17 protein-coding genes and 1 pseudogene are annotated in these 19,289 nt (G+C 73.5%); 8 read left to right on the top strand and 10 right to left on the bottom strand.

What is annotated here, in order from left to right:
• Positions 1-131: 131 nt before the first annotated feature.
• From AB0898_RS20005 to AB0898_RS19990, 4 genes are all read right to left on the bottom strand, one after another.
• Positions 132-1,520, bottom strand: coding sequence for an FAD-dependent monooxygenase (locus AB0898_RS20005; protein WP_366804271.1), 1,389 nt, complete (start codon positions 1,518-1,520; stop codon positions 132-134).
• Positions 1,513-2,745 carry an MAB_1171c family putative transporter gene (locus AB0898_RS20000; protein WP_366804270.1) on the bottom strand — a complete coding sequence of 411 codons (1,233 nt, stop codon included), beginning with the start codon at positions 2,743-2,745 and terminating at the stop codon, positions 1,513-1,515. The genes AB0898_RS20005 and AB0898_RS20000 overlap by 8 nt, the downstream gene beginning before the upstream one ends.
• The gene (locus AB0898_RS19995) at positions 2,742-3,380 is read right to left on the bottom strand and encodes a toxin-antitoxin system, toxin component family protein (RefSeq protein WP_366804269.1); all 639 of its coding nucleotides are present in this window, start codon (positions 3,378-3,380) and stop codon (positions 2,742-2,744) included. The genes AB0898_RS20000 and AB0898_RS19995 overlap by 4 nt, the downstream gene beginning before the upstream one ends.
• A gap of 139 nt (positions 3,381-3,519) precedes the next feature.
• Complete coding sequence (locus tag AB0898_RS19990) at positions 3,520-6,495, bottom strand: beta-galactosidase (RefSeq protein WP_366804268.1); 2,976 nt, start codon at positions 6,493-6,495, stop codon at positions 3,520-3,522.
• A gap of 75 nt (positions 6,496-6,570) precedes the next feature.
• On the opposite strand from AB0898_RS19990, the gene AB0898_RS19985 reads away from it, so the two are divergent.
• Positions 6,571-7,029, top strand: a complete 459-nt coding sequence (locus AB0898_RS19985) for an Rrf2 family transcriptional regulator (RefSeq protein WP_366804267.1) — start codon at positions 6,571-6,573, stop codon at positions 7,027-7,029.
• A 25-nt stretch (positions 7,030-7,054) separates the two neighbouring features.
• A pseudogene (locus AB0898_RS19980) lies at positions 7,055-7,461 on the top strand (DUF4360 domain-containing protein).
• A 30-nt stretch (positions 7,462-7,491) separates the two neighbouring features.
• Here the strand turns inward: AB0898_RS19980 and AB0898_RS19975 are convergent.
• Complete coding sequence (locus tag AB0898_RS19975) at positions 7,492-9,279, bottom strand: histidinol-phosphate transaminase (RefSeq protein WP_366804266.1); 1,788 nt, start codon at positions 9,277-9,279, stop codon at positions 7,492-7,494.
• A gap of 234 nt (positions 9,280-9,513) precedes the next feature.
• Between AB0898_RS19975 and AB0898_RS19970 the strand changes: the two genes are divergently transcribed.
• From AB0898_RS19970 to AB0898_RS19960, 3 genes are all read left to right on the top strand, one after another.
• Positions 9,514-10,506: a hypothetical protein gene (locus AB0898_RS19970; RefSeq protein WP_366804265.1), complete on the top strand. Its 993-nt coding sequence runs from the start codon at positions 9,514-9,516 to the stop codon at positions 10,504-10,506.
• A gap of 88 nt (positions 10,507-10,594) precedes the next feature.
• On the top strand, positions 10,595-10,732 hold the full coding sequence (locus AB0898_RS19965; RefSeq protein WP_366804264.1) for a DUF1427 family protein: 138 nt from the start codon (positions 10,595-10,597) through the stop codon (positions 10,730-10,732).
• Positions 10,729-10,938, top strand: a complete 210-nt coding sequence (locus AB0898_RS19960) for a DUF1427 family protein (protein ID WP_366804263.1) — start codon at positions 10,729-10,731, stop codon at positions 10,936-10,938. Before AB0898_RS19965 ends, AB0898_RS19960 begins: the two co-directional genes overlap by 4 nt.
• Here the strand turns inward: AB0898_RS19960 and AB0898_RS19955 are convergent.
• Entirely contained in the window at positions 10,935-12,590 is a 1,656-nt protein-coding gene (locus AB0898_RS19955) for an MFS transporter (protein ID WP_366804262.1), read from the bottom strand. The two genes, AB0898_RS19960 and AB0898_RS19955, sit on opposite strands and share 4 nt — an antisense overlap.
• Before the next feature lie 312 nt (positions 12,591-12,902).
• On the opposite strand from AB0898_RS19955, the gene AB0898_RS19950 reads away from it, so the two are divergent.
• Positions 12,903-14,060, top strand: coding sequence for a serine hydrolase domain-containing protein (locus AB0898_RS19950; RefSeq protein ID WP_366804261.1), 1,158 nt, complete (start codon positions 12,903-12,905; stop codon positions 14,058-14,060).
• Between the two features lie 118 nt (positions 14,061-14,178).
• On the opposite strand, the gene AB0898_RS19945 is transcribed toward AB0898_RS19950, so the two are convergent.
• Positions 14,179-15,201, bottom strand: a complete 1,023-nt coding sequence (locus AB0898_RS19945; protein ID WP_366804260.1) for an NADP-dependent oxidoreductase — start codon at positions 15,199-15,201, stop codon at positions 14,179-14,181.
• A 94-nt stretch (positions 15,202-15,295) separates the two neighbouring features.
• On the opposite strand from AB0898_RS19945, the gene AB0898_RS19940 reads away from it, so the two are divergent.
• Positions 15,296-15,751 carry a MarR family transcriptional regulator gene (locus AB0898_RS19940; RefSeq protein WP_366804259.1) on the top strand — a complete coding sequence of 152 codons (456 nt, stop codon included), beginning with the start codon at positions 15,296-15,298 and terminating at the stop codon, positions 15,749-15,751.
• Positions 15,752-15,794: 43 nt separating this feature from the next.
• A complete protein-coding gene (locus AB0898_RS19935) occupies positions 15,795-16,607 on the top strand; it encodes an EI24 domain-containing protein (RefSeq protein ID WP_366804258.1) in 813 nt (270 codons plus the stop codon).
• Between the two features lie 188 nt (positions 16,608-16,795).
• Here the strand turns inward: AB0898_RS19935 and AB0898_RS19930 are convergent, their stop codons facing one another.
• The 3 genes from AB0898_RS19930 to AB0898_RS19920 all read right to left on the bottom strand — a co-directional run bounded on the left by AB0898_RS19930 (position 16,796) and on the right by AB0898_RS19920 (position 19,204).
• A complete protein-coding gene (locus AB0898_RS19930) occupies positions 16,796-17,230 on the bottom strand; it encodes a CBS domain-containing protein (RefSeq protein ID WP_366804257.1) in 435 nt (144 codons plus the stop codon).
• A 99-nt stretch (positions 17,231-17,329) separates the two neighbouring features.
• Complete coding sequence (locus tag AB0898_RS19925) at positions 17,330-18,307, bottom strand: aldose epimerase family protein (protein ID WP_366804256.1); 978 nt, start codon at positions 18,305-18,307, stop codon at positions 17,330-17,332.
• Between the two features lie 15 nt (positions 18,308-18,322).
• Entirely contained in the window at positions 18,323-19,204 is an 882-nt protein-coding gene (locus AB0898_RS19920) for an SGNH/GDSL hydrolase family protein (protein ID WP_366804255.1), read from the bottom strand.
• Between the last annotated feature and the right edge of the window lie 85 nt (positions 19,205-19,289).

The raw sequence follows: 19,289 nt of genomic DNA, 5'->3' as shown, positions 1-19,289 counted from the left end.
TCTGACGTTCCATGACGCCCTCCTCCCGTTGCCGGCGGCGAGCGCCGGTAGGGGGACGGTGCCCAGAACGGGGCAGGTTGAAGCGGGCGACTTCGTAACGGATCACGCCGCGCGGGCGCGGCCGGCGCTCCCTAGACCAGCCCCGCCGCCTTTCGTTCGTTTTCTGTCAGTGGGGGTTCCGTGAGGGGGGGTTTCAGGGGGCCTATGGCCGCGGCCAGCAGCATGCTGGGGGTCAGGAGGGTTTCCGCGGGGCGTTGGAGGGAGGTGACGTCGGTGACGCGGCGGGCCACCCGGCCGTTGCCGGTGGCGGTGTGGAGGAGGCGGGCGAGGTAGGGGGAGAGGAGGCGGTCGCGGAGGGTGGGGCCGGTGGTGGCGTCGGGGTAGAAGACGTCGGAGCCGGTGGCCAGGTCCCAGGCGGCGGTCGTCTCGCGGGCAGCCGCCTTCTGGATGCGGCGGGACAGGCCCGGGGTGCCCAGACCGCCCCGGCGCGTCACCACCTCGCGCAGCGCCAGCGCGGACTTCGCCGCCACCGACATCCCGTGGCCGTAGACCGGGTTGAGCGCGCACAGGGCGTCGCCGAGGACGGCGAAGTGGTCCGGCCAGCGGGGCATGCGCTCGTAGTGGCAGCGGCGGTTGGCCGTGGTGCGGGTGAGGGTGACGTCGGTCAACGGGGTCGCGTGCGCCAGGAGTTCGCCGATCAGGGGGTGGCGCAGTCGCGTCAGGGCGTAGGGGGCGAAGTCGGCCGACGCGCGCGGGAGTTCGTCCTGTGCCGTGCCGAACAGCGTGACCATCCAGCGGCCTTCCTCCACCGGCATCAGCACCCCGCCCCGGCTCGTGCCCGAACCCCGCACGTCCGGCTCGATGTTGACCGCAGGGAAGTCCTCCCCGGCCCCCGGCGGCGCCTGGAAGAGGCGACTCGCGTAGACCAGGCCGGAGTCCACCTCGCGGCGCTCGGGGGCGGGCAGCCCCAGCGCGGTCAGCCAGGCCGTCGCGCGGGAGGCGCGGCCCGTGGCGTCCACCACGAGGTCCGCCGTGAGGGCGCGCTCCTCGCCGCGGACGAGGACGCGTACGCCCGTCACCGCGTCGGCCGTACCGGTCAGGCCCACCGCCTCGGAGCCGTCCAGCAGCTCGATGTCCCCGTCCGCCAGGACCAGTTCGCGGATCACCCAGTCCAGCAGATCCCGCCCGGCGGGCAGCAGATACGCGGACTCGGCCCAGCGGCGGTACCAGCCGTACGGCGACAGCGCGACCATGCCCGTCGTCATCGGCACCCGCCGCACCCCGGCCGCCCGCAGCCGGGCCACCGCTCCCGGCAGCAGCTCCTCCAGCGCCCGCGCGCCGCCCGACCACAGCTGGTGCACATGCCGGGCCTGCGGGAGCCCCTTGCGCGGCTCGGGCCCGGAGGGCAGCACGTCGCGCTCGACCACCGTCACCCGCGCGCCCGTCGAGACGAGAGCGCGGGCCGCGAGCAGACCGGCGAGGGAGCCGCCGAGCACGACGGCGGACTTGCGTTCACTCATGGACGGCAGCGCTCTCTGCTGGTGCGGCGGCCGCACGGACGCGTACCGCCTCGATCTCTTCGGGACTGCGCAGGGCCCGGGACACGGCCCCGATCTCCTGGAGCAGACTCGTGGTGTCCGGACCGGTGGCCGAGGCGGCCGGTTCCGGCGTACGGGCCCTGGACTCGACGGCGTCCAGGATGCCGGCCGCCGCCGCCAGCGCCCGCGCCCGCTCGGGCGGGTGGCCGAGGGCCAGCCCGGCGGAGTACGACCGCGCGCCGAGGGCGGGGTCGATGTGCCGGGCCAGCGACAGCAGCACGTCCCGGATGAACGTCTCGCGCCGGGTCAGCCGCAGCTCGGGCGTGGCCCGCAGCACGCACGGCACGCCCTCACCGGTCGCGGACTTCAACAGCAGGTACAGCGGCCGCAGTTCGCGGTGGGCGAGCCGTACCCGCCAGCGGTCGCGGGCGTACTGTCCGGCGTGCGGCAGGATGAAGCCGACGGCGATCAGGATCGCGGACATCGCGGCGACCGGCGGCGCCAGATCGGTGCTCAGCCAGTCCACGTCCCGGCCCAGCCAGCGCGCGGTGACCGCGATCAGCTTGGCCGCGTCGAAGATCAGGTTCAGGACGTAGCCCGCGCCCAGCAGCTTCAGCCCCCACCGCAGCCAGGCGTCGAGCCCCTCCGCGCGCACCCAGTTCCACAGCAGCCGCGAGGTGATCAGGCAGGCCACCGCGTGCGCGCCGAGGTAGAGCAGGATCTCCTCGCGCATGAACGGCGTGTTCGCGTAGTAGGTGTCCAGGTCCTGCCGCCGCTCCACCGGCACGTCGGACAGCAGGAACAGCACCCACAGCAGGACGATGACCCCGCAGTACACCGACACCACCCGGTTGCGGGCCCGCCGGGTGACCGCCGAGCGGTCGGCCGGGCCGTTGCGCCAGGTGATGATCAGCAGCAGACACGAGCCACAGAACGCGGTGAGCAGCGAGTAGCACCAGGGCGCCGAGATGTTCGGCACGCCGGTCAGCCGGTTGACCCGGGCGATGGTGGACGGCGAGCAGAAGACGAAGACCCCGCACGCCAGCAGCAGCAGTCCGCCGACCGCGCGCAGCAGCGGGTCGCGCCACAGCCGGACGATCGTGGGCAGCTTGATGACGAGGGCGGCGGCGAGCACCGCCGTCGGTATCCAGAAGGAGATCGAGAAGTCCCGCAGCGAGGCCGGGTCGGCCAGGACGCGGGCGCTCACCGGGTGGCCCCGCCGCGTCCCCGGTACCCCAGGGAGCGCTGCACCGGGTCGAGGGGCGCGCCGGGCGCGGTGAGCCGGCCGCGGAAGAGCGTGGCCAGCCGGTGCCCGAAGTCGTCGGCGGCGGCCTCCTCGTCCTCGCGCGAACCGTCCCGCGCGGCCACCGTGAGCGCGAGGCTCTGCCGGCCCGGCTCACCGGCGAGCGCGCGGGCCGCCGCACCGGCCGGCGGATGATGCCGGTGCCCGGCGTGCAGATGCCACAACTCATGGCCCAGGATCACCAGTTGCTGCACGGCCTCGGCCCGCTCCTCCACGATCACCAGGTCGAAGTCCTGGAACTCCACACACAGCCCGGTGACTTCGAGCTCGTCCGGGAACCGCTCGAAGCGCAGCTCGACCGGACGGCCGTCGCGGCGCGCGCTCATCGCCTCGCACAGGGCGGCGCACAAGTCCCCTATCCCGCACACTGGTTGAGGACGCGCGTGCACGGCGGCGGCCAGGGCGGAGGCCAGCGCGCGCATCGCCCGGCGCGGCAGGCGCGGCCGCCGGGACGGCCGGAGCGGTCCGAGCCGGGCGGCCAGCCGGGCCGGCCACTCCCGCGCGCCCGCGACGACCCCCCGCGCGCCCGCGACGACCATCTGTTCCCCTTCGCACCCGCCGGTGACCGGACCGCGCACCCGCCGGTGACCGCACCGTCCGCAAACGTCAGTGGTTGCCAGGCCGTCGGAGCACCCGTCGGCCGGACCGTCCGAGCCTACGCGGACCGGTGTGTTCACGTCATGCCGATGGACCGGGTGACGGCACCTCCCGCACCGGAACCCCGCCCAGCGCATGCCCGAGCAGTGTCAGGCCCGCCTTCCCCGGCCCCGACAGCGTCGTGAACTCCGAAAGCACCGCCAGCGCGAGGGTGTTGACGCCCCGCGTGCGCAGGATGCCGTTCGGCAGGACGAACGTGTGCTGCGGGCCCACATTGTTGATGTACTGCCCCAGGTTCCAGCCGTTGAGGAAGATCTGCGCCCGGTAGGCCCGGTACGGATCGTCCTCCAGGGTCAGCCCCACCGAGGCGTCGATGTCGGCCGGCACCCAGAGCCGGAAATCGGTCCGGTACCAGGTGACGCCCTGCCGCCGCTCGGCGCGGGGGAAGTCCACGCCCTCCCAGTCGCCGTCGCGGAAGCCGGGCAGATGCCAGCCCTCGCGCTCGCCGTACAGCCCGCCGTTGTTCTGCGGCCCGCGCACCGGGTCGGGAACCCCGCCCTGGATACGCCACGTCACCTCGGGCGAGGCCCCCTTGAAGGAGGCCGACACCAGACCGCGCGCCGCCTTGTGGGTGTCGAGCGCCGCGCCGTCCTGGTCGTGCTGCATCCGCCGCACCAGCACCGACAGCACATGCCGGCCGGGCGAACGCAGCGTCTCGCGCACGGGGAAGGTGGCCGTCGCCTCCCAAGTTCCCTTGCGGATCGTGGTGTTCTTGTCCGGCACCGGCATCCGGTGGGTGCCGAGCGGCTCCCCGTCGAGCCAGGCCATCAACAGCCCCTGCGTACCGGTGCTGTAGGCGAGCGCGACCTCCTCGATGCCGGAGGAGCCGTCGAACTCGCCCCGGTACCAGACGTCTCCGTAGTGGAAGCCGTAGTCGTCGGCGAACAGCACCGGGCCGCCCCTGGGGACCGGGGTGGTGCTGTGCGAGGTGGTGCGGTCGGCGGTCTTCCAGTCGCCGTCGTCGAAGTTGGGGTCCGCCTCCGGGTTCTCCGTCCGCATCCGCCAGCCGCCCAGCTCAGGCAGCGTCACCCCGGGCACGCCGGGCAGCGTGACGGTCGTGATCAGGCTGCCGGAGAAGGTGACGCGGGTCGGCACCTTGCGCCCGTTCCACACCAGGGAGGAGATGCCGCGCGGCCCCCACACCTCCAGCATGGAGTCGGAGCCGAGATCGCCGGTGAGCCGTACCTCGGAGCCGTGCACCTCGGCGTGGCGCAGCAGTTCGGGGCCGTAGACCAGCAGGCTGCCGGAGGGGGTGTCGTACGGGAACAGCTTGACGCTCGTCGCGTCGTCCGCGAAGAGCAGCAGCAGCGGGGTCTCGCTCTCGCCCTCGGCGACCAGTACCCGGCTCAGTCCGGACGCGGGGCCCAGCGGCGCGTTGACGTGCAGCTCGTCGCCCTCGAAGGCCCAGCCGGCCTCGGGGTCGAGGCGGGTGGTGATGGGCTCCACCGGGCAGTGCAGCACCAGTTCGGCCATGTCGCCCGCGCGGCCCGCGAACAGGGCGATGTCCTGCCGTCCGGCCGTCATCCGCAGCACGGGCTGCGTCGTCGCGTACTTGAGCCTGCGCTTGCCCAGCGAGAGTTCGGTGGCGAGCATCTTCGCGTCGCGCGGCGGCACGGTGATCGGCAGCCTGCCCGCCGTGGTGGGCAGTTCGGCGGTGACCGGGTGCGCGCTGTCGTTGCGCGCCACGTACACGTGCGCACCGGTGTCCGGGTTGGTCAGGTGGTAGACCTTCAGCCCCTCCGCCTTGACCGTCTCGGCCCGCTCCAGCCGGGCGAAGTCCGGTACGCGCTGCAGGAGATGGCCGAGCTGGTGCAGCGGGGCGATCTTCTGGGTGACGTTGCGGGCCTCGTCGATCGCGGCGCCGTAGTCGTACGACGTGTAGACCACCGGCGCGGGCAGCCAGCCCCACGAGGTGCCGCCGAACGCCATGTAAATGTTGTGCAGCGTCAGCCCGTTGGCGAGGTTCGTCAGATAGAACCGGCGCTCGTACGCCGAGTCACGGGTGCGCCGCGCCTCCGCGTACCCCTTGCCGTCGAACCAGGCCCCGCCCCACGGGTCGAACCAGCCGCCCCCGAACTCGGGCACGAAACCGGGCGTGTGCGGCGAGGCGGAGGCCCCGCCGGTCGCACCGCCGGGCCCGAACGTCCCCCAGTCCGGCGGGTTCTGCGAGGGCGAGGGGTAGCCGTCGAAGCCGTACAGCCAACGGCCCTTCTCGCCACCGGTGTCGAAGGAGCCCGGCGCCCAATGGCCGTTTCGGCCCTTGTCGTTGTGGAAGAGGGGGACGTCGATCCCGTCGGCGCGCACCTTCTTGTACAGGTGGGACATGTAGCCCCGGCCGGTCTGCTCGGTGACGTGGGCGTCGTACTCGTTCTCGATCTGGTAGAGCAGCACCGTGCCCTTGCCGTGCGTGAACAGGTGCTCGCGGACGATCCGGTTGACGTGCGTCAGCCACTCGTCCACGTGCCGCAGATAAGCGGGGTCGGCGGTGCGCGCGCTGCCCCCGGTCACCGTGAGCCAGCCCGGGAAGCCGCCGCCGTCGGTCTCGGCGTTGATGTAGGGGCCGGGGCGCACGATGACGTACAGACCGGTCTCGGCGGCCGTGCGCAGGAACAGGTCCAGGTCGCGGACGCCGGTGAAGTCGTACTGCCCGGGCGCGGGGGAGTGGTAGTTCCAGGCGACGTAGATGCTCACGGTGTTGAAGCCGTGCGCCCGCATCTTCTGCAGCACGTCCCGCCACAGGGACGGGCTCGGCAGCCGGAAGGGGTGCATCTCGCCGGACCACACCACCAGGCGCCTGCCGTCCACCAGCAGCGAGTGCCGGTCGTACCCGACCGTGTGCCGTTCCCCGTCGGCGCGGGGCGCAGCGGGCGCCGGGCCGGTGCCGGCGGAGCGCGCCGCGTACGCCGAGGGTGCACCGGTGCCGCCGCTGCCGCCCAGGGCGAGGCCGAGCGCGGCCGAGCCGGTGAGGGCACTGAAGGTACGTCTGCTGAGCGCCAAGGTGGATCCTCCCGGGCGATCCTACGGGGCATGGGTCCGGCCATTCTCCACGCCCCGGCGACCCACAATGGACGCATGAGGATCTCGGCGCGGGCGGACTACGCGGTGCGGGCGGTGCTGGAGCTGGCCGTACGGCGGGACGACGGCCCGGTGAAGGCGGAGGAAATCGCGGGTGTCCAGGACATTCCGCACAAGTTCCTGGAGGGCATCCTCGGCGATCTGCGGCGCGCCGGAGTCGTCGACAGCAGGCGCGGCGGGGGCGGCGGTTACCGGCTGGCCCGGGACGCCGCCGCCATCACGGTCGCGGACGTCATCCGCGCGGTGGACGGCCCGATCGTCTCCGTACGCGGCGAACGCCCGACCGAACTCGCCTACACCGGCACGGCCCGCCCGCTGCTCCCGCTGTGGATCGCCCTGCGCGCCGGGGTGCGGCAGGTGCTGGAGGGCGTCACGCTCGCCGACCTCGCGGCGGACTCCCTCCCGGACCCGGTACGCGCGCTGACGGCGGAACCGGCGGCCTGGGAGAACCCGTGAACCGTGCGCACGTCAGCTACGTCAGCTGCGGCAGCTGCGTCAGCTGCGGCGCGGGTGCGTGAACAGGCCCCTCGACAACCCGCCCCCGGACAAGATCGTCATCGACGTGGCCACGGTGAACGGCTCCGGCTGTCCGCAGGGCACCGCCGCGGTGGCCGTCTCCCCGGACAACACCGCCTTCACGTCGCCCGCACCCACCCCTTCAGCGGCGCGTACAACGACGACTGGCAGGCCACCGACACCACCGACTGGGCCCAGCTGGTCTGGGCGCCCTGCGGGGTCCGGCGCAACTTCAACATCAACACCGAGCTGCGGGTGAACGCGGGGACCGCCTCGCCCGGCAAGGTGAGCTTCGTGACGATGGACTCGACGGACGGGGACATCAGCACCGTCTACCACCTGGCGTGGCAGCAGTGCCCCACGGCGGGCTGAGCGCCTGAGCGGGCCCCCGGGCGCGTCCCGTCAGACGGGCTGGCCCATCCCCGCCGCGTTCGGCCAGCTCTGCGCGCTGGGCCAGCCGGTCGCCGGGGCCGGGGTCAGCCCGGCGGGCGGGGCGGGGGCCGGGGTGCCGGGGGCCGTCATGCCGCGCACCTGGGCGGCGGTGAGACCGCCCCGGGCCGGGACACCGGGCGGGGTGGGGCCCATCGCGGCCGGGGCCATGGGCGCGGCGGGTGCCATCGCCGCCGGGGCCATCGGCTGGGGGGCCGGGGGCATCTGCGGCTGGGCCGGGACCTGCTGGGGCACGAGGGGCTGCGGCGCGAACGGCTGCTGCGGCGCCGGGAGCTGGGCCGCGGCCGGTATCTGCTGGGGCGCGGGCGGCAGCGGCGGCTGGGGGGCCGGGGGCAGTTGCTGCTGCTGCGGTACGGAGGCGGCGGGCTGCGCGGCCGGGGCCATCGGGCCCGCTTGAGCCGCCGCCGGCACCGGCATCCCGCCGCCGGCCGGCGCTGCGGCGGCGGGGAGCGGCATACCGGTGCCGGCGGCCGGGGCCGTGGGGAGCCCCGGGGAAGGAGCCGCGGCGATCGCCTGCGCGGGCAGTCGCATCCCGGCCCCGTTGGTCTCGTTGATCAGCCGGTCCACGGCCGGGGTGCCCGAGCTGTAGCCGTTGCCGGCGCTCAGTTCGGGGACGGCCGTCTTCTTCCTGGTCTCGTAGAGCACGTGCTCCAGGCCGGTCACCAGCCGGCGCACGTCCGGCTGGGGGCGCACCACGAGCCGGACGAAACGGCTGGAGGAACCGATCTTGTTGCCGCACTCGCGGACCAGCACGCCGTGCTCGGTGAGCAGCCGGTCGCGGACCACGGTGCCCTCGGCGCCCAGCGGGAGGCGCACGAAGAGGAAGTTGCCCTGCGAGGGGTAGACGGTGAGCCCCGGCAGCCCGGCCAGCTGGCTCGCCATCTCCAGTCGGTCCCGGCGCACCTGGAGCAGGCTCTGCGCGTACTCGGTGCCGTGCTCCTTCAGCATGAACACCACGTGTTCCGCGAAGGAGTTGAGGTTCCACTTGGGCAGCATCGAACGGACCTTGCCCGCGAGCGCGGGGTTGGCGACCAGATAGCCGAAGCGGATGCCGTGCAGTCCGAAGTTCTTGCCGAGGCTGCGCAGCACGATCACGTTCGGGCGCAGCATGGCCTCCTGGACGACGCTGGGCTCGGCCTCCGCGTCCGCGAACTCCAGGAAGGACTCGTCGATCACCACCAGGTCCAGGTCGGCCATCGCGTCCATGAACTGCACGATCGACTGCCGGGACAGGAAGCCGCCGTCGGGGTTGTTGGGGTTGCAGATCACGGCGACCTTGGTGCCCCGGGTGCGGATGAACTCGCCGTAGCGGGCCAGGTCGAGCGCGAAGCCGTTGGCCTCCTGGAGCGGGAACATGTCCACCCGCTTGCCCGTCTCCATCGGCTGGTCGGTCCAGCGGCCGAACGTCGGCACGGGGACCGCCAGCGACTCGCGGACCAGCAAATGGTCGATCCAGGTGATGAGTTCGGTCGAGCCGTTGCCCATCGCCACGCACTGCGGGGGGAGTTGGAGCAGCTGGCACAGCTCGGCGGTGATCGTGTCGGCGCTGCTCGGGTAGTACGTGATGATGTCCCGCAGCCGGGCCGCCATGTCCGCGAACATCTCGGGCGTCGGGAAGTACGGGTTGCACGGGATGCAGAAGTCCACCGGGCCCGCTCCGTCGCCGCCCCGCCTGAGTGCCGCCATCGAGGGGCTGTGCGCGGCGGTGCCGCGGAACAACGAGGTGACGTTGTCAGGCAAGGAAACCTCCGTCGAAGGGCGGCCCGTGGGGACAGGGGCCACTCATGCATACGGAACTGACGGGGGTGGCGTTCAACTCCGCCGCCACGTGAGCCACTTCACTCCGCCGACGCGGCGCCTCCCCCGAATGCCCCCCGATCGAACACGGCGCGCGGGAACTCGGCCGGTCCCGCACGAAACCTTCACAGCCGCGCCTAGGAACGTGACCCCGCTGGAATCTAGTCTTCCCGCGACATGGACTACTGCCACCCGTGCCGACGGCACCTCAACGGCGCCCTGGCCTGCCCAGGCTGCGGCGCCCCCGCGCCCTCCGCCGTCGCGCCCGTGGACGTGAGCGTCGCCCCGGCCCCGGTGGGGGCGGCTCCCTACGGGACGGCGGCGGCCCCGGACCCCTACGGGACGGCACCTCAGGGACACGCCGGCGCGGCACCCCAGGCCGGGCAGCCCGCCCAGGCCGCCCAGGCCGTTCAGGGACCCGCCACGCCTGCGGCCCCTCTCCCCCCGGAGCCGTCCGCCCAGGTCAGGGTCCCCCGGCAGGCCGACCGCCGTGCCGAGCCCGCCGCCCACGAGGGCGCGGAAGGGTCGTACGGACCCACCGGGGACACCGCCTCCGGGCCCGGCCCCGACGACCGCGTCCTCGACGACCGCCTCCCCGACGGCGACCCCGACACCGTCCCGGACGACGACGACGACTTCGACGCGGACCCCGACTCCGACCTCAGCCGCCGCGACCGCAAGGCCGCCGCGCACCGGCGCCGCCGGCGCCGTACCGTCCTGATCGCCACGGGATTCGTCCTGGCGGCGGGCGCGCTGAGCCTCGCCGAGCTCGGCACCGACGCGCCCTTCTCCACAGACCGCCCCGCCGCCTCCGGTGACGCCACCCCGGACGGCGGCGCGGGCTCGGCCCGGCCGGACCCCACGGCCACGGTCCCCCGGGGCACCGCGGGCGCCGGAGCCGGTCACGCCTCGGCGTCGGCCTCCCCGGACGCCTCGCCCTCCACGTCCGCCTCCAAGACGCCCAAGGACAAGGCGTCCAAGTCCGCCGAGGCCCCCGCCGAGGTCACGCAGGCCGCCACCACGGCACCGGCCGCCCAGGCCCCGGCCCCCACCGGCCCGCCCCCCGCGCGCCCGACGGCCACCCCGACCCACAGCGACCCGGCTCCCGCCCCCACCTCGACCCCGGAGCCGACCAAGTCCTGCGACCGCTTCCTGTGGTGGTGCACCTGACCCGATTCCCCGCACTTGACTGCTAAATTGACGGCAAATCGGTCATATCAGCCTGCCGTGCATCAGGGGAGTCAAGGTGGACTACGCCGTGTCCTTCGGAGCCGGCATGGGCATCGGCGTCCTGTACGCGCTCCTCCGGGTCACGCCGCCCGCGCCGCCGTTCCTCTGCCTCATGGGGCTCGCGGGCATGCTGATCGGCTACGCCGCACCCGGGTGGGTGTCGTGAACCGGGCCTGGTGGCGCGCGCTGGCGCAGTCCGTCGCGGTGGGTGTCCTCGCCGGTTTCCTGTACTGGCTCATGGGCGTCCGCTCACCCGCCCCGCCCTGGGTCGCCCTGGCCGGCCTGCTCGGCATCCTCGCCGGGGAGGCCGCCACCCGCCGTCTCCGGAGCCGCTTCGGCGACCGCCGCGAGGACGCGGCCCGGAAGTCCTAGCCCTCCCGCGCCCCCGGCTCCTCCGGCGCCCCCGGCCCCTCCCGCGTTCCCGGCGGCAGCAGATGCCGTACCACCGGCGTACCGTCGGCCAACTCCCGCGCCCGCTCGACCAGTTCCGCGTCGTACCCCGTGATCCGCCCCTCGTGCTGGCGCAGATGCTCGCCCCAGGACGGGACCTCGAAGACCTCGATCCAGGTGCCGGGGTCCTCCAGGGCGCGGAAGAGCCCCCAGCGCGAGGCGCCGGTGCGGCGGCGGGAGACGGAGAGGGCGGACATCGCCGTACGGAAGGCGGGCACGCGGTCGTCGGGGACGCGGTACGACACCTCCACGAGGACGGGCCCCTCCGCCGCCTCGGCCGGGGTCAGGGTGAGCGCGGGCTCGGGCCAGGGGGCGACGATGGTCCGGTCGAGGGTGCCGGTGACCTTGTGGACCGGCCACCACAGCAGCGACGCGCAGCCGAGCAGCAGCAGGGCCGCGGCGGCCAGCAGCGTCGGCGGGACGCCGGCCTCGTTCGCGATCACCCCCCACACCAGCGTGCCGATGCCCTGGCCGCCCATGAACACCATCAGGTAGACGGCGAGCGCGCGGGCCCGCACCCAGGAGGGCAGCGCGAGCTGGAGGGTGGTGTTGAGGGTGGACAGCGCGTACAGCCAGCCCACGCCGGTGAGGACCAGCAGCGCGGCCACGGCCCAGGGCTCGCGCAGCACGGCCGCCGCCGCGGTGCCGGCCGCGAAGGCGCAGGTGCTCAGCGCGAGCAGGACGTTGGTCCCGAGCGCGGTGCGCACCCGTTTGATCGTCACGGCCCCGACGATCGCGCCGACCCCCAGCGCGGCCAGCAGCAGCCCGTACCCGCCCGCGCTCAGCCCGAGCCGGGACGAGGAGACCACGGGCAGCAGGCCCCACAGCGCGGAGGCGGGGAGGACGAAGAGCGCCGAGCGCAGCATCACCCGGCGCACCCCCGGCGCGTGCCGCACGTACCGCAGGCCCGACTCCAGGGCCGGGCGCAGCCGCTCCGGGGTTCCGGCCGTGGTCCGCGTCCGCCGCCACAGCGCCAGCGCGGCCACCACGCCGAGGAAGGAGACGGAGTTGATGCCGAACACGACGGCGGGCCCGGTCAGCGCGACGATCACCCCCGCCGCGGCCGGTCCGACGGCCCGCGCGATGTTGACGTTGAGGCTGCCGAGCGCGGCGGCGGCCGGGATCTGCGCGCGCGGCACCAGCTCGGGCTGGATCGCCTGCCACCCCGGACCCATGAGCGCGCTGCCGCACCCCATCGCGAAGGTCAGGGTGATCAGCACCGCCGGGGTCGTCAGCCCGGCGGCCGTGAGCACGGTGAGCACCCCGCTGAGCGCCGCCATCACCGCCGAGAGCGTGATGAGCAGCGTCCGCCGGTCCAGCACGTCGGAGAGCACGCCCGCCGGGAGCGACAGGAAGAGCACCGGCAGCAGCGAGGCCGCCTGCACCGCCGAGGTCAGGACGGCCGCGTTCGGCTGGTGCACGAGCATCCACTGGGCGCCGACGGTCTGCATCCAGGTGCCCACGTTGGAGCCGAGCTGCGCCAGCCACAGCGAGCGGAAGACGCGGGCGGACAGCGGCGCCCACGAGGAGGGCCCGCGTGCCGCCGGCTTCCCGGCGGCAGGTGCTGAGGACATGGCTGCTTCCTTCGGTGCGTTCCTTCGGTGCGCCGGACCGGCGGGGCCGTGGACCGCCGTCGCCCATACGCTGCCCCAGCGGCACCGGCCGCGCACCCCGGGGCGTACGGGCCCGTGACGGCACGCGCACCCCGCCTCCGCCCGCCGTCGCCACCCCGTACCACCCCCGTGCCATCGGCCATCCGGGGTATCGGTGACACCAACCGGCGCCCGGCACGGTTGAGTCGAAGAGGTACATCTCGCCGTACACGACCTCGTGGAGCGCCCCGCACGGGGAGAGGGCGTCGGCAGCGGCTCAATGGAGGAGAACGGATGAGTCAGGAGATCACCGTCCAGGGCACGGTCGCCGAGGGCTTCGAGGCGGTACGCGAGGAGTTCGCCGCCTTCGTCTCCGGTGAACGCCCGGACTACGAAGGTCAGTTGTGCGCCTATGTGCACGGCAGGCAGGTCGTCGACCTGTGGGCGGGCGACGGCGTCGACGGGAGCACGCTGTACGGCGTGTACTCGTCCACCAAGGGCGCCGCCCATCTCGTCGTGGCCCTGCTGGTGCAGGACGGCACGCTGGAACTGGACCGCAAAGTCACGTACTACTGGCCGGAGTTCGGCGTCGAGGGCAAGGGCGCGCTCACCCTGCGCGAGCTGCTGGCCCACCGCGCCGGACTGATCGGCACGGACACCGGGTTCAGCCCGGCCGAGCTGGCCGACGACCGGGCGCTGGCCGAACGCCTGGCCGATCAGCGGCCGTTCTGGCGGCCCGGCACCGCCTTCGGCTACCACGCGGTGGTGATCGGCGCCCTCACCGGCGAGGTCGCCCGGCGCGCGACCGGCCGTACGCTCCAGGAGCTGTACGAGGAGCGGGTCCGCGTCCCCTATGGGCTCGACTTCCACCTGGGCCTGCCCGCCTCCCGCGAGCCCCGCTTCCGCAGCACCCAGCCGATGGTGCTCACCCCGGTGCAGCAGGCGGAGTACGACGCCCAGCCCTCGGGACCGCACACCCTGGAGGCCATCGCCTACAACCAGCACGCCGCCGAGCCCACCGACCTCGAATCCGTGCCCAACGACCGCACCCTGCGCGCCAGAGGACCCGCCTCCATCGGCGGTGTCGCCTCGGCGCGCGGTCTCGCCGGGATGTACGCGGCGATGATCAGCGAGGTGGACGAGAAGGCGCCGCTGCTGAAGGCGGACACGGTCGCGGAGTTCGGCCAGCCGCACTCGGTGGGCTACGACCTGGTCGGCCGCGTCCACAAGACGTTCGGCCTCGGCTTCCAGATCACCGCCGACACCCACTACCCCTTCCTCGGCGCGGGCACGATCGGGCACAGCGGAGCCGCCGGCTCCCAGGCCTTCGCGGACCCGCGCGCCGGCCTCGCCTACGGCTACACCCGCCGCCGCTTCGCCTACCCCGGCGGCGCGGCCCCGGAGAACGACCGCCTGGTGGCGGCGGTGCACCGGGCGGCGCTGGGGCTCTGACACCGGCGAGGACCGCGCGGCGAGGACCGCACGGCGAGACCCGCACGGCGAGACCCGCACGCCGAAGGCCGCACCCCACGTCCAGGGGTGCGGCCTTCGGTGCGTACCGGCGCAGGGCTCAGAGCTTGACGACCATCTTGCCGATGTTGTCGCCGCGCAGCAGGCCGAGGAACGCGGAGACCGCGTTGTCGATGCCGTCCACGACCGTCTCGCCGTACTTCAGCTCGCCCGAGGCGACCCAGGGGCCGACCTCGCGGACGAACTCGGGCTGGAGGTCGTAGTGGTCGCCGACGAGGAAGCCCTCCATGCGGCCCCGGGTCTGGATCAGCCGGGCGAGGTTGTTCGGGCCGGGGGCGGGCTCGGTGTTGTTGTAGACCGAGATCATGCCGCAGATGGCGATCCGGCCGTGCAGCCGCAGCGAGCCGAGGGCGGCCTGGAGGTGGTCGCCGCCGACGTTGTCGAAGTAGACGTCGATGCCGTCCGGGGCGGCCGCGCGCAGCTGCTCGCTCACCGGCCCGTCCTTGTAGTTGAACGCGGCGTCGAAGCCGTACTCGTCCACCAGGAGCCGCACCTTCTCGTCGGACCCGGCCGAGCCGATGACCCGGGAGGCGCCCTTCAGCCGGGCGATCTGCCCGACCTCGCTGCCCACGGCACCGGCGGCGCCCGAGACGAAGACGGTGTCGCCCTCCTTGAAGCCGGCCACGCGCAGCAGACCGGCGTACGCGGTCAGGCCGGTCATGCCGAGGACGCCGAGGTAGGCGGAGAGCGGCGCGGCCTCCGGGTCCACCTTGGCGGCGCTCTTGGCGTCCACCGCCGCGTACTCGCGCCAGCCGAGGAAGTGCAGCAGATGGTCCCCGACCTCGACGCCCTCGGCGTTGGAGGCGACGACCACGCCGACGGCCCCGCCCTGCATGGGCTCACCGAGGGCGAAGGGCTCGGCGTAGGACTTCGCGGCCGACATCCTGCCACGCATATACGGGTCCACCGAGAGGTACTCGTTGCGTACCAGGACCTGGCCCTCGCCGGGCACCGGCAGGGGGACCTCGACCAGCGCGAAGTCCTCGGGCTTCGGCCAGCCGACCGGACGGCTCAGCAGATGCCACTCGCGGCTGACGGCGGGCAGGGCGGGGGAGTCGGACATGAGGGGCTGACCTTCTTCCAGAATGCTTCAGTACCTGAAATAATCATGCGCCTCAATATTTCATGATGTCAAGTAACGCGGTATCCTGGACCGCATGTCTCCCTCGTCCGCACCCTCCACTCCGTCGAAGAACCGCCCCGCCGACCCCCTGACGACGGAGGTCGTCGAGCTGATCGGTGACGTCGTGGCCCGCTTCTACGCGGACTACGAGGAAGCGGCGGCCGCTCACGCCCTCACCGGCCCGCAGGCCCGTCTGCTCAGCCTGCTCGCGCTGGAACCGCTGCCGATGCGCCGCCTCGCCCAGCGGCTCAAGTGCGAGCCGTCGAACGTCACCGGGATCGTGGACCGCCTGGAGTCGCGCGGCCTGGTCGAGCGCCGCCCCGACAGCGGCGACCGCCGGGTCAAGCTCGCCGCCGCCACCGAGGAGGGGCTCAGCGTCGCCCGCGACCTGCGCGAGGGCCTGCGCTTCGCCCGCGAACCGCTCGCCGGGCTCTCGGACGAGGAGCGGGGCTCGCTGCGGGACCTGCTGCGCCGGATGCTCTCGGCCTGATCCGGGCTCGGCCCGGCGGCCCCCGTTGGGTAAAGTCCTCGCCATGCGCGATCTCGGGGTGGGGTTCCGTCATCTGCTGCGCGGCCAGCGCTGGGTGACCCGGAACGGCGGACGGTACGGCTTCGGGCTGCTGCCCGGCCTGATCACCCTCGTCCTCTACACGGCCGCGCTCGTCGCGCTCGCCCTGTGGGGGTACGACGGCGTCGCCTGGGCGACCCCGTTCGCCGACGACTGGTCGAGCCCCTGGCAGGAACTCTTCCGGGACCTCCTCGCCGTCGTCCTCTTCGCCCTCGCCCTGCTGCTCGCGGTCCTCACCTTCACCGCGGTCACCCTGCTGGTCGGCCAGCCCTTCTACGAGAGCCTCTCCGAGCGGTGCGACGAGGACGTCTCGCCCGACGGCATCGCGCCCCGCTCCGACCTGCCCCTGTGGCGCGAGCTGTGGATCTCGGCCCGCGACAGCCTGCGGGTGCTGGCGCGCGCCTGTGTGTGGGGCGTGCTGCTCTTCGCGCTCGGCTTCCTGCCCGTGGTCGGCCAGACCGTGGTCCCGGTCCTCGGCTTCTTCGTCACCGGCTTCTTCCTCACCGAGGAACTGGCCGCCGTCGCCCTCCAGCGCCGGGGCCTGGACCTGCGCGCCCGCCTCGCTCTGCTGCGCTCCCGCAAGAGCCTGGTGTGGGGCTTCGGCGTCCCGCTCGGCCTCGCCTTCCTGGTCCCGGTCGTGGCCGTCTTCCTGATGCCGGGCGCCGTCGCCGGCGCCACCCTCCTCGCCCGCGACCTCCTCGGCGAGGAGACCACCGAGGACGGCCCCGGGCAGGAGCAGCCGGAGCAGCCCGGGACGGACCGCCCGGTCACCGCCTGAGCGGCCCGGGGTGAAGTCGGGGGCTTGTGTGAAAGGTTCGTACGGAACCACGCCCGCACCCCCCGCGGACCGCCCCCGCACCGCCCCCGCCGGTTACCGTCGGAGGCGGGACACGTCCCGCGACGAGCAGCCCCGGTCCGGAACCTGACGGCTGGACCGGGGCTCGTCGCAGCACCGGCGCGCCTCCCTCAGAGGATCTCCTCGTCCGTCGTGCGGGCGTGCTCCGGCGTCGGCGCGTCGATCCGTCCCGGGCGCCCCTGGATGGCGGGATCGCCCGCGTTCACCACGCCCACCGGTTCGCCGTTCTCCATGACGACGGCCTGCCGCACGGAGTGCTCGCGCATCCGCTGGGTGACGACGTCGAGACCGTCCTCGACGTCCACGACCACGAGGTCCTCCTGGACCGCCTCGCCCATGGTCAGATGTTCCGCGTCGGCGCCGTCCGCGAGCACCCCGCTGAGCAGGTCGTGGTCGCTGACCAGCCCGACCGGGTTCCCGTCCGCGACGACGAGCACGACGTCGATCCCGTCGTCCCGCATCGTCCGGGCCACCGATGTCACCGAGTCACCGCTGTCGGCGGTCGTCGGGTTCCCCGTCATGACCTCGCGCAGAGTGTTGTCCATCTCCGGCCCCTCTCACAGACGCGTACGACGTGGTCCGCCACCCCGGGTACCCCGTCGCGCGCTCCCGATCCCACCGGTTCCGCGCCCGATGCCGGCCGGTCAGCCCGCCGAGAAGCCGTACACCGTCTCCGAGCGGTAGACCTCGCCCGGGTCCAGCCGGGTGGTGGGGAAGTCCGGGCGGTTGGGGGAGTCGGGGTAGTGCTGGGTCTCCAGGGCGATGCCCTCGCCGGGGGCGAGGGGGGCGCCCAGGTGGTCGGCGGTGTAGAGCTGGAGGCCGGGTTCGGTGGTCGACACCGTGAGGGTGCGGCCCGAGGCCGGGTCGTGCAGCTCGGCCACCTCCTCGGCGGCCGGCGTGACGCCCTTGTCCAGCACGAAGTTGTGGTCGTAGCCCGACCCCGTCTTGCGGGCGGCGCGGAAGTCGAAGCGGGTGCCGGTCACGTCCAGCGGATCGCCCTCGGGGATCAGGCCGGCGTCCACCGGGGTGTACCGGGAGGCGGCGAGCCGCAGCTCGTGGCCGCCCGCGTGGCCCGCACCCGGGCCGCCCAGGTTCCAGTACGAGTGATTGGTCAGGTTCACGACCGTCGGCGCGTCGGTCACCGCCTCGTAGGCGATCCGCAGCGCGCCGGAGGCGTCCAGCGTGTACGTGACGGTCACCTCAAGGCGCCCCGGGAAGCCCTCCTCGCCGTCCGGGCTGACCCGGCTCAGGCGCACCCCGTGCTCCACCGGCTCCACGTCCCACACCCGCCGGTCGAAGCCGTGCTCGCCGCCGTGCAGCGAGTTGGGGCCGTTGTTGCGCGCCAGCGTGTACGTGCGCCCGTCCAGTGGGAAACGGCCGCCCGCGATGCGGTTGGCGTACCGCCCGACCAGGGCGCCCAGATACGGCCCCCGGTGCGTCAGATAGTCCTCCAGGGAGCCGAATCCCAGCACCACGTCCGCCGGGCGTCCCTCCCGGTCGGGGGTCTCGACGGACTGCACGATCCCGCCGTACGACAGCACCCGCACCCGCACTCCGCCGCGCTCCAGCGTCCAGCGGTGCACCGGGGCCCCGTCGGAAAGTGTGCCGAAAAGTTCGCCCATGTGGGAAACCTTAGGTCAAGGTCGCTCCGCCGTGACCGTGCGGTACGCGATCTCCGCGAGCCTGGCCTGACCGCTGCGGCTCGGGTGGAACCAGTCCCAGCGGCTGAGCTGGCCGGTGCCGAAGCGGTAGTCGAAGACCGCGTTGCCGTCGAACCGGCAGCGCGGGTCGGTCGCGCAGACCTCCTTCAGCGCCGTGTTGTAGTCCTCCACCCGCCGCTGGACCTTCTCGCGCCGCTCGGTGGCCGCCGCCGTCAGGTCGTCGGCGCCGCCCAGCATCGACGGGCAGATGCCGAGCTTCCACACCTGCCTGCCGAGCGGGTCCGTGCGCCCCTTCGACCACAGCCGCTGGAGATTGGGCACGCTCGCGACGTACACCTGCGTCTTCGGCAGCGTCGTCCGCAGCGTGCGCAGGGACTTGGCGAAGTCCGCGCGGAACTCCTTCACCGGGGTCATCGCGGACACCGAGGCACGGCACGCGTCGTTGGCCCCGACCATCACCGTCACCAGCTCGGGCCTGCGGGAAGCGGCCCGGGCCAGCTGGCCGGGCAGGTCGGCCATGCGGGCGCCGGTCACCGCGTAGTTCCAGCTGTACTTCGCCGCCTTCGCGGGCCCCAGCAGCCGCACCGCGAGGCTGTCCACCCCGGCGTCGCTGCCGGTCGCCCAGGACACCTCCGGGCAGTCGGAGAAGACCGCGCACGCGTCGAAACCCCGGGTGATGGAGTCCCCGACGGCGGCGATCGAGTCCGGGCTGCGGTCCCACACCGGGGCGGGTCTGGCGGGGGCCCGGGACACGCCCGTGGCCGCGTGATCACCCCGGATGGAGTCACAACCCGTCGCCAGCAGGGCCGCCGTCAGCACCGCGACGGCGGCCCGTGCCCGGTGGCCTCGCTTCCGCATCCTGACTGTTCCCCTCGCTCGTCGGTGCAGCTCCGGCAGGTGCTCCCCCTCCATGACAACGTGCCGGAGTTCCCGCCCGGTCACC

It is taken from the genome of Streptomyces sp. NPDC005435 (assembly GCF_040703155.1).
Classification (GTDB): Bacteria; Actinomycetota; Actinomycetes; order Streptomycetales; family Streptomycetaceae; genus Streptomyces.
Note: the sequence above shows the minus strand (reverse complement) of the source record. Positions and strands in the feature narration are given on the sequence as shown.

Bases quoted from the DNA above. Each gene is read 5' to 3' on its own strand.
- AB0898_RS19925 (WP_366804256.1), bottom strand. From the start codon at position 18,307: ATGGGCGAACTTTTCGGCACACTTTCCGACGGGGCCCCGGTGCACCGC.
- AB0898_RS19970 (WP_366804265.1), top strand. From the start codon at position 9,514: ATGGACTACTGCCACCCGTGCCGACGGCACCTCAACGGCGCCCTGGCC.
- AB0898_RS19995 (WP_366804269.1), bottom strand. From the start codon at position 3,380: ATGGTCGTCGCGGGCGCGCGGGGGGTCGTCGCGGGCGCGCGGGAGTGG.
- AB0898_RS19935 (WP_366804258.1), top strand. From the start codon at position 15,795: ATGCGCGATCTCGGGGTGGGGTTCCGTCATCTGCTGCGCGGCCAGCGC.
- AB0898_RS19940 (WP_366804259.1), top strand. From the start codon at position 15,296: ATGTCTCCCTCGTCCGCACCCTCCACTCCGTCGAAGAACCGCCCCGCC.
- AB0898_RS19920 (WP_366804255.1), bottom strand. From the start codon at position 19,204: ATGCGGAAGCGAGGCCACCGGGCACGGGCCGCCGTCGCGGTGCTGACG.
- AB0898_RS19985 (WP_366804267.1), top strand. From the start codon at position 6,571: ATGAGGATCTCGGCGCGGGCGGACTACGCGGTGCGGGCGGTGCTGGAG.
- AB0898_RS19950 (WP_366804261.1), top strand. From the start codon at position 12,903: ATGAGTCAGGAGATCACCGTCCAGGGCACGGTCGCCGAGGGCTTCGAG.
- AB0898_RS20005 (WP_366804271.1), bottom strand. From the start codon at position 1,520: ATGAGTGAACGCAAGTCCGCCGTCGTGCTCGGCGGCTCCCTCGCCGGT.
- AB0898_RS19945 (WP_366804260.1), bottom strand. From the start codon at position 15,201: ATGTCCGACTCCCCCGCCCTGCCCGCCGTCAGCCGCGAGTGGCATCTG.
- AB0898_RS19955 (WP_366804262.1), bottom strand. From the start codon at position 12,590: ATGTCCTCAGCACCTGCCGCCGGGAAGCCGGCGGCACGCGGGCCCTCC.
- AB0898_RS19930 (WP_366804257.1), bottom strand. From the start codon at position 17,230: ATGGACAACACTCTGCGCGAGGTCATGACGGGGAACCCGACGACCGCC.